Below are 13,776 nucleotides of genomic sequence, written 5' to 3'. Positions count from 1 at the left end.
CGCTGTCGCTCGCGCGCGCGTTGGTCATAGTGGGAATGACCTGCCGCCGCGGCCCATGCCGAACAAGTGGAGAGAGGTTGACATGATTGTGTTGAAAGCCGCCCAGGACCAGGTGCTTGGTGCCTTGCAAGCCGTTTCCGGCATCGTCGAGCGCCGCCACACCCTGCCCGTCCTGGCCAACGTGCTGATCCGCAAGACCGGCTCGCAGATCGAGCTGACCACCAGCGACCTCGAGATCCAGGTGCGCACCACGGCCGAGCTGGGTGGCGATGCCGGCAACTTCTCGACCACGGTCGGTGCCCGCAAGCTGATCGACATCCTTCGCTCCATGCCGGCCGACCAGGTCGTCTCGCTGACCAGCAACCAGAACAAGCTGACCCTGCAAGGTGGCAAGAGCCGCTTCACGCTGCAGACCCTGCCGTCCGACGACTTCCCGCTGGTGCAGGAAGCCGCTGACTTCGGCCCGGTGTTCGCCGTGCCGCAGAAGACGCTGAAGGCCCTGATCAACCAGGTGCACTTCTCGATGGCGGTGCACGACATCCGCTACTACCTGAACGGCATCCTCTTCGTCGCCGAAGGCAAGAGCCTGACGCTGGTAGCCACCGACGGCCACCGCCTGGCCCTGGCTCAGGCCACGCTGGAAACCGACATCCCCAAGCAGGAAGTCATCCTGCCGCGCAAGACGGTGCTGGAGCTGATGCGCCTTTTGAAGGACGGTGGCAAGGACGGTTCCGATGACCAACCCATCGAGATGCGCTTCGCCGGCAACCAGGCCAAGTTCAGCTTCAGCGGCATGGAGTTCGTCACCAAGCTGGTCGAGGGCAAGTTCCCCGACTACAACCGCGTGATCCCGAAGAACCACAAGTTCCGCGTCACGCTGGGCCGCGCCACCCTGCTGTCCAGCCTGCAGCGCGCCGCCATCCTGACCAGCGAGAAGTTCAAGGCCGTGCGCCTGTCCTTCGAGCCGGGCCTCTTGTCGATTGCCTCCAGCAATGCCGAGCAGGAAGAGGCCAAGGAAGAGATCGAGATCGACTACGGCGGCGACCTGATCGAGACCGGCTTCAACGTGACCTACCTGATGGATGCGCTGGCCAATATGGGTCAGGACATGGTCAACATCGACCTGAACGACAGCGCCTCCAGCGCGCTGATCACCATCCCCGAGCAGACCGGCTTCAAGTACGTCGTGATGCCGATGCGGATCTGACAACGCAGACCTGAATAGATGCAGCGGGCGAGGATTCACATCCAGCCCGCTTCAGTGCTTTTAAAGGGCGGCCTTGAAGCCCCCCGCGAGTGAGAGAGAGTCCCCGATGAGTGATGTGCCCAGCAACGAACAAAACCCCGATGGCCTGACCGACAAGCAGCAGGCTGCCGTCAGCGCGGAAGCCTCTTCGGGCGCCGTCTATGGCGCAGATTCGATCCAGATCCTCGAAGGCCTGGAAGCGGTGCGCAAGCGCCCGGGCATGTACATCGGCGACACCTCCGACGGCACCGGCCTGCACCACCTGGTGTTCGAAGTGGTGGACAACTCCATCGACGAATCGCTGGCCGGCCATTGCGACGACATCATCGTCACCATCCATTCCGACAACTCGGTCTCCGTCATCGACAACGGCCGCGGCATCCCCACCGGCGTGAAGATGGACGACAAGCACGAGCCCAAGCGCTCGGCGGCCGAGATCGCGCTGACCGAGTTGCACGCCGGCGGCAAGTTCAACCAGAACAGCTACAAGGTCTCGGGCGGCCTGCACGGCGTGGGCGTGTCCTGCGTGAACGGCCTGTCCAAGACGCTGCGCCTGACCGTGCGCCGCGATGGCAAGATCCACCAGCTCGACTTCAAGCAGGGCATCCCGCAAGACCGCCTGATCGAGATCGTCGATGGCGTCGAGACCAGCCCGATGCGCATCGTCGGCGAAACCGACAAGCGCGGCACCGAGGTCCACTTCCTGCCGGACACCGAGATCTTCCAGCAGAACAACGACTTCCACTACGACATCCTGGCCAAGCGCCTGCGCGAGCTCTCGTTCCTGAACAACGGCGTGAAGATCCGCCTGGTCGATGAGCGCAACAACAAGGAAGACAACTTCGCCTACGCCGGCGGCGTGCGCGGCTTCGTCGAGTTCATCAACAAGGGCAAGACCACCCTGCACCCGAACATCTTCCACGCCCAGGGCGACAAGATGTCCGACCAGGGCACGAACATCGGCGTGGAAGTGTCGATGCAGTGGAACGACGGCTTCAACGAGAACGTCCTCTGCTTCACCAACAACATCCCGCAGCGCGATGGTGGCACGCACTTGACGGGTTTGCGCGCCGCGATGACCCGCGTGCTGAACAAGTACATCACCGACAACGACCTGGCCAAGAAGGCCAAGGTCGAAGTGGCAGGCGACGACATGCGCGAAGGCCTGGCCTGCGTGGTGTCGGTGAAGGTGCCTGAGCCCAAGTTCTCCAGCCAGACCAAGGACAAGCTGGTTTCCAGCGAAGTGCGCGGCCCGGTGGAAGAGATCGTGGCCAGCAAGCTGAACGACTGGCTGCTCGAGAACCCGGTCGACGCCAAGATCATCTGCGGCAAGATTCTCGACGCCGCCCGCGCCCGCGAAGCCGCGCGCAAGGCCCGCGAAATGACCCGCCGCAAGGGCGTGCTCGACGGCCTGGGCCTGCCGGGCAAACTGGCCGATTGCCAGGAAAAAGACCCGGCGATGTGCGAGATCTACATCGTGGAGGGTGACTCCGCCGGTGGCTCCGCCAAGCAGGGCCGCGACCGCAAGTTCCAGGCCATCCTGCCGCTGCGCGGCAAGATCCTGAACGTCGAGAAGGCCCGCTACGAAAAGCTGCTCACGTCCAACGAAATCCTGACGCTGATCACGGCCCTCGGGACCGGCATCGGCCGCGGCGCCGGTGGCGACGATTTCAACCCGGACAAGCTGCGCTACCACCGCATCATCATCATGACCGACGCCGACGTTGACGGCGCCCACATCCGCACCCTGCTGCTGACGTTCTTCTACCGCCAGATGCCCGAGCTGGTGGAGCGCGGCCACATCTACATTGCGCAGCCGCCGCTGTACAAGGTCAAGGTCGGCAAGCACGAGCAATACCTGAAGGACGCGCACGACCTCGACGCCTTCCTCCTGAAGGTGGCGCTGCAGGATGCACATCTGCACACCGGCATCGGCGATGCGGTGCTGAGCGGCGAGACCTTCGAGACGCTGGCCCGCCAATACGTGCTGGCCGAAAGCGTTATCTCGCGCCTGTCCAACTGGATGGACTTCGAAGCGCTGCGTGTGCTCTCCAACGGCCTGGCCATCAGCCTCGACACCAAGGAATCGGCGGACGCTGCTGCTGCTGCAATGCAAGGCGCGCTGCACGACGCCGAGGTGAACGCCGAGTACGACGCCCGCACCGACAAGCTCTTGCTGCGCATCAGCCGCAAGCATCACGGCAACACCCGCTCGTCCATCATCAATGCCGACTTCGTGCACGGTGCTGACTACGAAGTGCTGGCCCAGGCCGGCGTCACCTTCAAGGGCCTGATCGGCGAGAACGCCGTCGTCCGCAAGGGCGAGGGCGAGAAGGCCAAGGAGGCCAAGGTCACCGACTTCCGCGGCGCCATGGACTGGCTGCTGCAACTGGCCGAAAACTCGGTCGGCCGCCAGCGCTACAAGGGTCTGGGCGAGATGAACCCCGAGCAGCTGTGGGAGACGACGATGGACCCCAACGTCCGCCGCCTCCTGCGCGTGCAGATCGACGACGCCATCGAGGCGGATCGAGTGTTCACGATGCTGATGGGCGACGAGGTGGAGCCGCGTCGGGACTTCATCGAGACGAATGCGTTGAGGGCGGGGAATATCGACGTTTGATGTCGGCCCTGCCCGTGTCATGCACCCAATGGCGCACCTGAGTCAGACCGCTGGGAGCGCCGGTACATCAGCAAGGCTTTGTCGAAATGCAGCGGCAGCATCGGCCGTGACGCGTCCATGCGTGTGGCCTGCGCCGTGATCATGGCCCGGTCCTCCTCGAAGGCCTGGATCAGCAGACCGTGAATCACGTCGGACAGCTCGTCGCCGGCGATGTGGGCCGGATGCGCCTGCATGAAGAAGTAGTGGCTGGTCGTGGCGGTTTCCGGCGTCAGGGCCTGGCAGCTGCGCAACTGCACCGAGCGCTCGGGGTCCTGCGGCGAGTCGCCAGACAGATGGCCGCCACTGCGCATCAGCAGGATGCCGGGCTGCAGGAAGTCGTAATCGAACCAGCGGTGGATCAGGCCCTCGAAGCGGCGGATCGCGGCGTAGTAGGGCGGAGGCGGCACGCCGGCAACATGGCGAACCACGCGCACACCCCGGGGCAGCGCGGTCACCTCGGGCGTGGCCAGCGCGATCGCCTCGCTGCCGCCCAGCGTGTTGGCATGCACCCAGCTGAGGTGAGAGAAGTCCAGCAGGTTGTCGCAGATCAGCGCATGCGGCGCATCGTAGTGAAGATAGCCGGGGCGGTAGTGCCAGCCGCTGTCGTCGCAGGCGCCGTTGTCCGGCAGCAGGGCGGGGTCGGCGGCGGCCGCATCGCCCATCCACACGAAGACCCAGCGGTTCTTCTCCACCACGGGGAAGCTGCGCACGCAGGCGCGTGAGGGCGGCTGCTGCATGCCGGGCACCTCGATGCAGCGGCCGTCGGGCCCGAACAGCAGGCCGTGGTAGCCGCAGCGCACGGCGTCGCCCTCCTGGCGCCCCAGCGACAGGGGGGCGTGGCGGTGGCAGCAGCGGTCCTCCAGGGCGACGATGGCGCCAGCGGCGGTGCGGTAGATCAGCAGCGGCTGGTCCAGGACGGTGCGGGTGAACATGCCGACAGCCGGCACCTCGTGGGACCAGGCGACGACATACCAGCAATTCATCGGGTAGCTCATGGCGCAATCACTCTGGCTCAGGCGTCCAGCGGCCATCTCGGCCGCTGCACATGGACATAGGGCAAGGTCCGGTAGTCGGCGATGACCGAGCCGGGCGCGTCGACATAGATCACCGCACTGGCGATCGGCGCGAAGGCGGCATGGAAGTGCTGTGAGGACTTCACGACCACGAGCTGCTGCGCCGACAGATCGACGCCGAGCTTGCTGAACAGGTCGGTGCGCAGAGCCTGGTTGCGCAGGCTTGTCAGCACCACGCTGATGCCTTGCGTCTCGACGCAGACGCAGTCGCCCAGTGCGATCGGCGCGCCGGTCAGCGCTTCGACTTCCAGGTCGCCGGCCAGCGCGGTCACGGTCCAGACAGCATCGATCGGCACTCCCGACATCGGCCCGGTCTTGCCGCCGACGCGCAGCGTGAGCCGGGCACCCAGCCCCGCCTCGAAAGCGAAGCGCACGGCGACCGGATCCCACAGCGGGCCGAGTGCGGCCGGAGCGATGCGGCGTTCCAGCAGCCGCGCGAGGATGAAGGTCGAGTCGCCGGCGCCGCCGCCGCCGGGGTTGTCGGCGCCATCGGCCAGCACCACCGGCCCGGTCGGCTGCTGCAGCGCCTGGTCCAGCGCGGTATCGATGTCGATCAGCGCGGGCTGCAACTGTGCGCGCATCGCGATCAGTTCGTCGGCCAGGCGTCGTGCCTGTGCTGTGGCGAGCGCCGCATCACCATCGCTGTACACCAGCAGCTTGGTGCCCATGTCGGGCACGTCACCCCAGGGGAAACCGTGGGCCACCGAGATCGACAGCAGGCCCGGTGTCTGTTCCAGCTGCTGCAGCCGGTCGACGAATCCGCGCACCGGCTCGCGCGTGGTGTGCAGTGGCACGATCATGCCGGTGTCGACCACGCCGGCAACCGGCCGGATCTCGCCGCGCACCTGGGCCGCGCACAAATCGACCAGTTCAAGTGCGCGCTCGGCCACGTCGGTGTGCGGGTACTCCTTGAAGAGAATCAGCAGATCCGCCTGCTCGACCATCGTCTCGCTCAGGTGGCAATGCGGGTCCAGCTCGGCGCCCACCACGACATCGGGGCCGACCAGGCTGCGCACGCGGCGCAGGATGTCGCCCTCGCAGTCTGGGTAGCCGTCGGCCACCATGGCGCCGTGCAGGGCCAGCACGACCATGTCGACCGGCAACGCGCGCTGCAGGTCGGCGAGCAGCTCGTCGCGCAGCAGCTCGTAGGCCGCGCGGCTCGTCGGGCCGCCGGGCTGGGCACCCGCCACCATGCCCTCGATGACCGTCCAGCCGAGCTCCGCCCCGCGCTGACGGGCGGCGCCCAGCGGACCGCTGTAGAACAGCGCCTGCGGCGGATGCGTGCCGGCCGGGTAGTAGCCGCGGTCGCGGAACGCGGCCAGGCCGGTGGGAACCGGGGAGAAGGTGTTGGTCTCGGTACAGAGACTTCCGGTGAAGACGCGCACGTGTCAGTCCTTGTCGAATCGGCCGGGGCTCAAGGCGCCGGCCGTGATGCCTTGCTGCAGGACGGCTTCGGGAAAGGCCTGGCCGCACAGCAGCGCAGCCGCGGCCATGCCCAGGGCCGGCGCCGTCTGGATGCCGTAACCTCCCTGGCCGGCGAGCCAGAAGAAGTTCGGGTCCTGACGGTCGAAGCCGGCGGCCGGCGCGCCGTCGGGCAGAAAGCTGCGCAGCCCCGCCCAGGTATGCCGGGGTCGGCGCGCCTCGAGCGTGGTCATTTCCTGCAGCCGATGCAGGCCCAGGGCGATGTCGAGCTCCTCGGGCTGCACATCCTGTGGGTGGGTGGGGTCAGCGTTGGCGGGTGAGGCCAGCAGCTGGCCGGCATCGGGCTTGAGATACCAGGTTTCATCGAGGCCAACGGCCATCGGCCAGCCGGCGATGTCAGCCTGCGGCGGTGCGGCGAGCGTGAAAGCCGAGCGGCGCCGTGGCTCGAGACCCAACGGCGCCAGGCCCGCCAGGCCGGCCAGTTCATCGGCCCAGGCGCCGGCAGCGTTGACCAGCAGGCGCGTCTCGAGCTCCGTGTCGCCGACGCTCAGCCGCCAGCCCGCCTCCGTGCGCTGGATGCCGTGCAATGCCGCATCGCAGCGCAGCACGAGGCCGCCGGCGCGGGCCCGGCGCAGCAGTGCCTGGTGCAGCGCGTGGACATCGATGTCGCAGACGTCCGGATCAAAGAGCGCACCGGCGACGCGCGCCTCGCGCAGCACCGGCAGCAGCGCCACGGTTGCGGCCGGGTCGAGGCGCTGCACCTGGGGCGCCGTGCTGCCGAGCAGGGCCAGTTCCTTCGCGAGCAGGGCCTCCTGGCCTGTCTCCGCGATCAGCAGCACGCCGCGTGGCGACAGCAGCGGATGCTCGCAGAATCCCTCGGGCGGCGCGCTCAGAAACGGCCGGCTGGCGCGGCTCAGGGCGCGCACTAGCGGCGGGCCGTAGGTTTCGGAGAACACTGCGGCCGAGCGGCCGGTGGCGTGATAGCCGGGCTGCGATTCGCGCTCCAGCATCAGCACTTTCATGTCCTGCGGCAGAAAAGCGGCCAGGCTCGCGCCTGCGATGCCGGCGCCGACGATGACGACATCCCAAGTCATCATCGCGCTGGCTCCAGCATGGCGCCGGCGAGCTCGCGCGCCAGCTTGGCAGCCACCACCGCGGTGATCTCGCCGACATCGCGCTGCGGCAGGTACTCGACCACATCGGCGCCGACCACCGTGCCGGGCAGGCGGTTCAGCAGGTCCAGCAACTGCCGCACCGACAAGCCGCCGGGCTCGTGATGCGCCACGCCCGGGGCGAACGCGGGGTCGAGCGCATCCAGGTCGATGCTCACATAGCAGGGGCCCGGCTGCGCGGGAAGCGACCAGTGTGCCGGGTCGCGCATCTCGTGGCAGCGAACGCCGAACCGACGTACCTGCTCGCGCTGATGCGGGTTCAAGGTGCGGATGCCGTACTGCCAGAGCTCGCTGGCCAGGCCGTTCTCGAGGATGCGCGCGAACGGGCTGGCATGCGAGAGGCGGTTGCCCAGCAGTTCGTCGTACAGGTCCGGATGGGCATCGAAATGCACCAGCGGCAGGCTGCCGCGCGCCGCATGGATGCCGGCCATGATCGGATACGTGACCGAGTGGTCGCCGCCCAGGAAGAGCGGCATGCGCCCGGCCCGCACGACGGCCTCGGCCACCTGCTTGATGCGCTCGAACTCGTCCTCGCACTCCAGCGCCAGGGCACCGATGTACTCGATGTTGCGGCGGTCGGAGAGGTCGGCGCCGTTTTCCGCATAAGGGTTGCCTTCCTCGCGCAGCAGCGCCTGCGCGATGCGCTGCGGCGCGCCGGGCTCGGCCCTCAGATGGCTGGCATTGCGGCTTGTGGGCAGCGCGATCAGCAACACACGTGCACTGCTCGCTGCAATCCGCGCCAGCGCCTCGTCGAGCCCCAGCAGCTCAGAACTTGCCAAGGACATGCCAGTACCCCCATGCGAAAACGATCCAGACCATCAGCAGCCCCTGGCCGGCGACGTAGGCGCGTGCCCGCCAGTCCGTCAGGCGGGCCTGTCGCGCCAACGACCAGAGCGCGAAAGCCAGCGCGCCGTGCAGGCCGAGCCGCAGCAGCGCCACCAGCGCTGGCCAACCGACTTGACGTTGCATCACGGGCACCACGGCCAGCTCGACCAGCAACAGTGCCAGCAGCAGCAGGGCGCCCAGCGCCAGTCGCCAGTCGGTCTGCCGGTCGCCCACAACGGGCCGGCGCAGCAGCGCGAGCAGCAGCACGAGCAGCGGTGCCCCCAGCAGCCCGCCGACGGTCAGCCAGGGCGCCTCGTGCGTGGCGACACGGCGATAGGACAGCAGCGTGTGCGGTCCGGCAATGATCTGGCCCTCGACCTCGGCAAAGCCGATGGCGCGGCTGAGGCTGTCCGCCGGCTCGGGGCTAAGGTACAGGCCTGGGCCAGCCTGGGTCAGGGGTTTGGAGCCGTCGACCGACAGCGCCTGCCCGCCGGCTGCACGTACTTCCATGCGCGGCAGCAGCAGTGCCGTCAGCACACGCGGCAGCAGGGCTTCGTTGTCCTCGGCGCGCAGGTAGGCATAGCTGCCCTCCCAGCGCCGGGCATCCTCGGCGGCCGAGGCCGGCGCGGCGGCCGGCACGGCGGCAGCCTGCCAGTGGCGTTCGGCAAGGTCGGGCAGGTCGAACAGCATGAAGTCCGTGGGGTTGATCGGCCCGCGTCCCGGCGGGCTGGCGAAGTAGCGCTGCAGCCCCTGAGCCGAGAACTCGGGGATGGGCCGGTTCAGGTTCATGACGGCGAACAGCGCCACGCCTTCCTTGGGCATGACCATGTAGAGCGCATTGAAGCCGCGGATGGTGCCGGCATGGCCGAAGCCGCCCGCACCGATGCGGCCGAGCGCGTAGGCGCCCATGCCGGTGCCAGGCAGGCAGGGCGCGAGGCGGGTGCGCTGCGTGTCCGAGAAGAGCTTGAAGGCGGCGGGCGAGAGCAGCTGCCGGCCCTCGAACCGCCCCTCGTTCAGCAGCGCCGTCAGGAAGCGACTCATGTCGGCCGCTGTCGAGCTCATGTCGCCGGCGCCGCGCCAGCCGCGCCGCAGGTAGATCTGCGGGCGCAGCAGTGGCTTGCCGTCGGGGCCCACCTCGGTGGCGTCGGCCGTGTGGCTGGGGTCCTCGGGCAGGCCGATCTGGCTGTGCTGCATGCCCAGCGGCTGGAACAGCCGTGCCGCGATGGCTTCAGGGTAGGGTCGCCCGTCGACAGCCTCGAGCAACTGGCCCAGCAGGCCGTAGGCCATGTTGTCGTAGACCGAGATCAGGCCGGGCTCGCGCACGCGCCACAGGTCGCGTTGCAGACGCTCATCGCTCGAGGCGGCGGCGGCCTGCGCATCGTCCAGGCCGACCGTCGAAATCTCGCCGTCGAAGCCGCCGCGATGCGTGAGCAGATCGATGACGCGGGTCGGTCGCGCCGACGGCGGCAGGCGCACGCCCTTGAGCAGCGGGCCGACCTCGTCGTCGAGCTTGAGTCGCCCTTCATCGACGAGTTGCAGCACGGCGATGGCGGTGAAGCTCTTGGTGATCGAGCCGATGCGGAAGACGGTCTGGTCCGCGCTGACGGCGCCGGGCTCGCTCAGGCGGCGCTGGCCCCAGGCGCGCAGCACCGTCGGGCCGTCCTTGCGCACCACGGCCGCCACGGCCGCCGGCGGTCCGCCCTGACCGATGCGCGCGCCGATCGCCTGGTCGAGCCAGGCCTCGTCGGCGCTCTGGGCAAAGCCGAGCGCATGTGAGACCAGGAGCACGAACAGCAGGGCGCCGCGTCTGGCGCGGTAAAGCTGCGGCCTCACAGGCTGACTCGCAGCTCGAGCCCGACCATGCGCGGTGCGTTCACCGCTTGGTACATGGTCTGGAAGGCATCGACGCTGTAGGTGGAGGTGCGATAGGTCTTGTTGCCGAGGTTCTTGGCCCACAGCAGCAGGGCATAGCGCCCGTCGTCGCTGCGCAGGCCGGTCGAGAGGTTCACCAGGCTGTGTCCGGGCTGAGTGTAGCGCTCGTCGTTGTCGGGTTGCTGGTAGCTCTTGCTGCGGTACTGGATGTCGCCGCGGATCATCCAACCCCAGCCGCCGCCCACCGAATGCTCGTACTGGCCGCTCAGTGATGCGGTCAAGCGCGAGGAGTCCACCAGGCGCTTGCCGGCGTTGGCCAGGTAGTCCTTGTAGGTGGCGTCCTGGTAGCCGAGCGACAGGCCGACTTGCAGCGCCGCGTCGGGGCGCGCCGTCAGGTCCAGCTCCGCGCCGCTGATGCGCGCCCGCGCTGCGTTGGACACTCTCTGCGAGACACCGTTGAAGAACTGTTCCTGCTTGTTCTTGTAATCCATGTGGAAGGCGGCGCCATTGAGACGCAAGCGGCCGCCCGCCAGGATGGACTTGAAGCCCAGCTCGGTGGCCTGGACCGTTTCGGGATCGAAGCTCAGGTCGCCCGGGTCTGCGGAGGTCGCCTGCGTGGTGTCGAAGCCGCCGGCCTTGAAGCCGCGCGTCATCTTCAGGTAGCTGTTGAGCTGCTTGCCGTGCTTGAAGGCCAGGCCGATGTCGCCTGACCACTGGGCATCCTTGCGTGCACCGTCGAAGGGCGCGACCTCGGCTGCCAGCGCACCGATCAGGCCGACCTGCTGCTGAAGCTCCTGCCGATAGTTCATGCGCTTGCGTTCGCTGGTGTAGCGCAGGCCGGTGTTCAGCTCCACCGTCTCGCTCAGGGCGTAGCTGCCCGAGCCGAAGGCGGCGCTGCTGCGCGTGTCCAGGTGCACGATGGTGTCGGCTGCCTCCTGGAAGCCGGGCATGTAGGGCAGGCCGAACAGCACCGGCGTGAGCTCGTCCAGCACCATGCGGTCCACACCGTCCTGCTTCTGCCGGAAGTAGTACAGGCCGGCCAGCCAGTTCAGCCGGCCAGACTGGCCGGAGGCGCGCAGCTCCTGGCTGAACTGGCTCTGCTTCTCCTTGCGGCTCAGCACCAGGATGGCCTGATCGGTGTAGTCCTGGTCGTTGCGGCCATACCAGTCAACGCCGCGTTGCGCGGTGATCGACACCCAGTTGATGCCTTGTGACTGGGTTTCGAGCTTCAGCGAAGCGCCCTTGATGGTGCGCCCGAACTGGTCGCCGCCATTGGTGGCGATCGAACGGTCGTTGCCGTTGGCGTCGAAGGCCGACAGCCCGCCCTCGCGGACATCGTAGTAGTTGTCGACGGCGCGGTCGCGGCCATGGTCGGCGCTGAGCAGCCAGCTCAGCCCGGCGGCCTTGCCCTGCAGCTGGCCGCGCACGCCGTCGAAGTCCTCGCTCATCAGGTCGGGTCCGGCCGGATTGCGGTTTTCCACCCAGCCGTCGCGCCGCTTGCTGGTGAACGAGAGCTTGGCCGCCATCTCGTCGCCGACGCCGCCGGTCACATAGGCCCGGGCCTGGCGCAAGCCGTAGGAGCCGCCGGTCAGGTCGGCGGCAGCCGCGAACTGGCGCGAGGGCTTGCTGGTAACGATGTTGATCAGGCCGCCCGTCGTGTTCTTGCCGAACAGCGTGCCTTGCGAGCCGCGCAACACCTCGACCCGCTCGATGTCGATCAGCTGGGTGCTGAAAGCCGACGGGCGCCCCAGGAACACATCGTCGATCACCACGCCCACGCCCGACTCCATGCCGATGTTGTTGGTGCTGCTGGTGATGCCGCGGATGGTGATCGTCGGCTGGGCCGAGGTGTTCTGGTCGATGGTGGTGTTCGGGATCAGGCCCAGCAGTTCGGCAAAGCCCGAGATGCCGCGGTTCTCGATGTCCTGCGCCGTCACCACCGACACCGCGACCGGAATCTCCTGCAGCTTCTGCGGGCGCTTCTGCGCCGTGACCACCACGGTCTCCAGCGTTTCCACAGGTGGCGCCACTGGCGTGCTGGACTGCGCCCAGCTGCCGGCCGGCGCGGCCAGCGCGACGAGACCTGCGGCGATGCAGAGCGACAGAGGGGTACGTTGATGCTGCTTCATGACCTGATTGACTCCATGGGTTGAGAGGCCGCCGTGCCGGCCCTGGGGTGTGGCCACAGGGCCGAGGAACAGGCGAGTGGCGTGGGCAGAGAAATACATTGACGTTGAATTCACATTCAATATAAAGTCTGATCCATCGATCACACAAGAGGCAAAACCGTGAGTGCCGATTTGCAACAGCCCGCTGCGCGGGTCCAAGCTCTTCATCTCCTGCTTGCGCTGCTGATGGCCTCGCGCTGGGTGGTCTACGGCTTCACCGACGTGGCGCTGACCGCCGTGCTGCGCAAGTCGGGCGTCAGCCTCAACGAGATCAGCCTGCTGATGGGGGTGGGCTTCCTCTTCATGCTCAAGTTCCTTTGGGCACCCCTGGTCGACCGGGTGCAGCTCTTCGGCCGTGCCGGCTACACGCCCTGGTTCCTGCTGATGCAGATCGCCTGCGCCATCTCGCTGCTGGGTCTGCTTGCGTTGGAGCCGGGGCGCGATTTCTATGCCGTACTCGGCCTGCTGGTGGCGGCTTCGGTGGCGGCGACTTTCCGCGACATCGCCATGGACGGCCTGGCCGTGAAGCTGCTGCCGCAGGAGCAGCGCGCCAGTGCCAATGGCTGGATGTCGGCCGGCTTCATGCTCGGCCTGGTGCTCGGTGGCGGTGTGCTGCTGCTGGCCTATGAGCAGATCGGCTGGAGTGGCGCGGTGCTGGCCATCGTCGCCGGCACGCTGCTGCCGGTGCCCATCATGTTCATGTTCAAGGAGCCCGAGGGTCGTGCGGCGCCTGCCGCGCCGGGATTCGCCTTGATCGCTTCGCTGCGCCAGTTCTTCCTGCAGCCGGGCAATCTGCAATGGACCGGACTGATCCTGGTGATGGCGATGGCCGGCATCACCGGCCCGAGCCTGCTGACCGTCATGCTGGTCGACAACGGCTGGTCGCTGGCGCGGGTCGGCACGGTCACGACCATTGTCGGGCCGCTGCTCGCCGCCGCGCTCTCGCTCGTCGCCGGCTATGTCTTCGAGCGCATCTCCCGGCGCGCGGCCATCGTCGCCATGCTGCTGGCCGGCGCCGTGCTCAGCCTGGCGCAGATCCCGGTGGCCACCGACAGCTATCCGGTGTGGCTCACGATGGGGGTGGTGGTGCTGGCGGTGGTCGTGGCCTCGCTGACCAACATCGCCCAGAAAATCGTCGTGACGGACAAGGCTGCCACCACCGCCGACTTCGGCAGCAATTTCACGGTTCAGGCCTCGATCGCCCAGGTCGGCGGCATCCTCGCGCACATGGCCGCGCCGGCCCTCGCCGGCGTGACCGGCTATCCTGCCGTGCTGGCCGTCGGTGGGGTTCTCGGCATCGTCGCCGCGCTGATGCTGGCCCGCTACCGCTATCTTTGAC

9 protein-coding genes are annotated in these 13,776 nt (G+C 67.7%); 3 read left to right on the top strand and 6 right to left on the bottom strand.

Annotated features, from left to right (window positions below; all coding sequences use genetic code 11):
• The first annotated feature begins 82 nt into the window (after positions 1-82).
• Both dnaN and gyrB read left to right on the top strand, forming a co-directional pair.
• Entirely contained in the window at positions 83-1,207 is a 1,125-nt protein-coding gene (gene dnaN, locus ABT392_RS19770) for a DNA polymerase III subunit beta (protein ID WP_334277901.1), read from the top strand.
• Positions 1,208-1,352: 145 nt separating this feature from the next.
• Positions 1,353-3,866, top strand: a complete 2,514-nt coding sequence (gyrB, locus tag ABT392_RS19765; protein WP_464970987.1) for a DNA topoisomerase (ATP-hydrolyzing) subunit B — start codon at positions 1,353-1,355, stop codon at positions 3,864-3,866.
• 17 nt (positions 3,867-3,883) lie between these two features.
• Here gyrB and ABT392_RS19760 read toward each other — a convergent pair whose 3' ends face one another.
• From ABT392_RS19760 to ABT392_RS19735, 6 genes are read right to left on the bottom strand one after another with little or no spacing between them, the layout of a single operon-like run.
• Positions 3,884-4,900 (bottom strand): Rieske 2Fe-2S domain-containing protein, encoded by a 1,017-nt coding sequence (locus ABT392_RS19760; RefSeq protein WP_395384825.1) that lies wholly within the window; start codon positions 4,898-4,900, stop codon positions 3,884-3,886.
• A 17-nt stretch (positions 4,901-4,917) separates the two neighbouring features.
• Positions 4,918-6,363 carry a M81 family metallopeptidase gene (locus tag ABT392_RS19755; protein WP_395384826.1) on the bottom strand — a complete coding sequence of 482 codons (1,446 nt, stop codon included), beginning with the start codon at positions 6,361-6,363 and terminating at the stop codon, positions 4,918-4,920.
• Between the two features lie 3 nt (positions 6,364-6,366).
• Entirely contained in the window at positions 6,367-7,497 is a 1,131-nt protein-coding gene (locus tag ABT392_RS19750; RefSeq protein ID WP_395384827.1) for an NAD(P)/FAD-dependent oxidoreductase, read from the bottom strand.
• Positions 7,494-8,357: an arginase family protein gene (locus ABT392_RS19745; RefSeq protein WP_395384828.1), complete on the bottom strand. Its 864-nt coding sequence runs from the start codon at positions 8,355-8,357 to the stop codon at positions 7,494-7,496. Before ABT392_RS19745 ends, ABT392_RS19750 begins: the two co-directional genes overlap by 4 nt.
• A complete protein-coding gene (locus ABT392_RS19740) occupies positions 8,338-10,230 on the bottom strand; it encodes a serine hydrolase domain-containing protein (RefSeq protein ID WP_395384829.1) in 1,893 nt (630 codons plus the stop codon). Before ABT392_RS19740 ends, ABT392_RS19745 begins: the two co-directional genes overlap by 20 nt.
• Positions 10,227-12,398: a TonB-dependent receptor gene (locus ABT392_RS19735; RefSeq protein ID WP_395384830.1), complete on the bottom strand. Its 2,172-nt coding sequence runs from the start codon at positions 12,396-12,398 to the stop codon at positions 10,227-10,229. Before ABT392_RS19735 ends, ABT392_RS19740 begins: the two co-directional genes overlap by 4 nt.
• A 159-nt stretch (positions 12,399-12,557) precedes the next feature.
• On the opposite strand from ABT392_RS19735, the gene ABT392_RS19730 reads away from it, so the two are divergent.
• Positions 12,558-13,775: an MFS transporter gene (locus tag ABT392_RS19730; RefSeq protein WP_395384831.1), complete on the top strand. Its 1,218-nt coding sequence runs from the start codon at positions 12,558-12,560 to the stop codon at positions 13,773-13,775.
• Position 13,776: the final 1 nt, after the last annotated feature.

This window comes from Paucibacter sp. JuS9 (assembly GCF_044043925.2).
Classification (GTDB): Bacteria; Pseudomonadota; Gammaproteobacteria; order Burkholderiales; family Burkholderiaceae_C; genus JAUASW01.
This window is presented reverse-complemented; position numbering and strand designations above follow the sequence as displayed.

Excerpts from the sequence above, each read along its gene's own strand:
- ABT392_RS19745 (WP_395384828.1), bottom strand. The coding sequence starts at position 8,357 with ATGTCCTTGGCAAGTTCTGAGCTGCTGGGGCTCGACGAGGCGCTGGCG.
- ABT392_RS19735 (WP_395384830.1), bottom strand. The coding sequence starts at position 12,398 with ATGAAGCAGCATCAACGTACCCCTCTGTCGCTCTGCATCGCCGCAGGT.
- dnaN (WP_334277901.1), top strand. The coding sequence starts at position 83 with ATGATTGTGTTGAAAGCCGCCCAGGACCAGGTGCTTGGTGCCTTGCAA.
- ABT392_RS19760 (WP_395384825.1), bottom strand. The coding sequence starts at position 4,900 with ATGAGCTACCCGATGAATTGCTGGTATGTCGTCGCCTGGTCCCACGAG.
- ABT392_RS19750 (WP_395384827.1), bottom strand. The coding sequence starts at position 7,497 with ATGATGACTTGGGATGTCGTCATCGTCGGCGCCGGCATCGCAGGCGCG.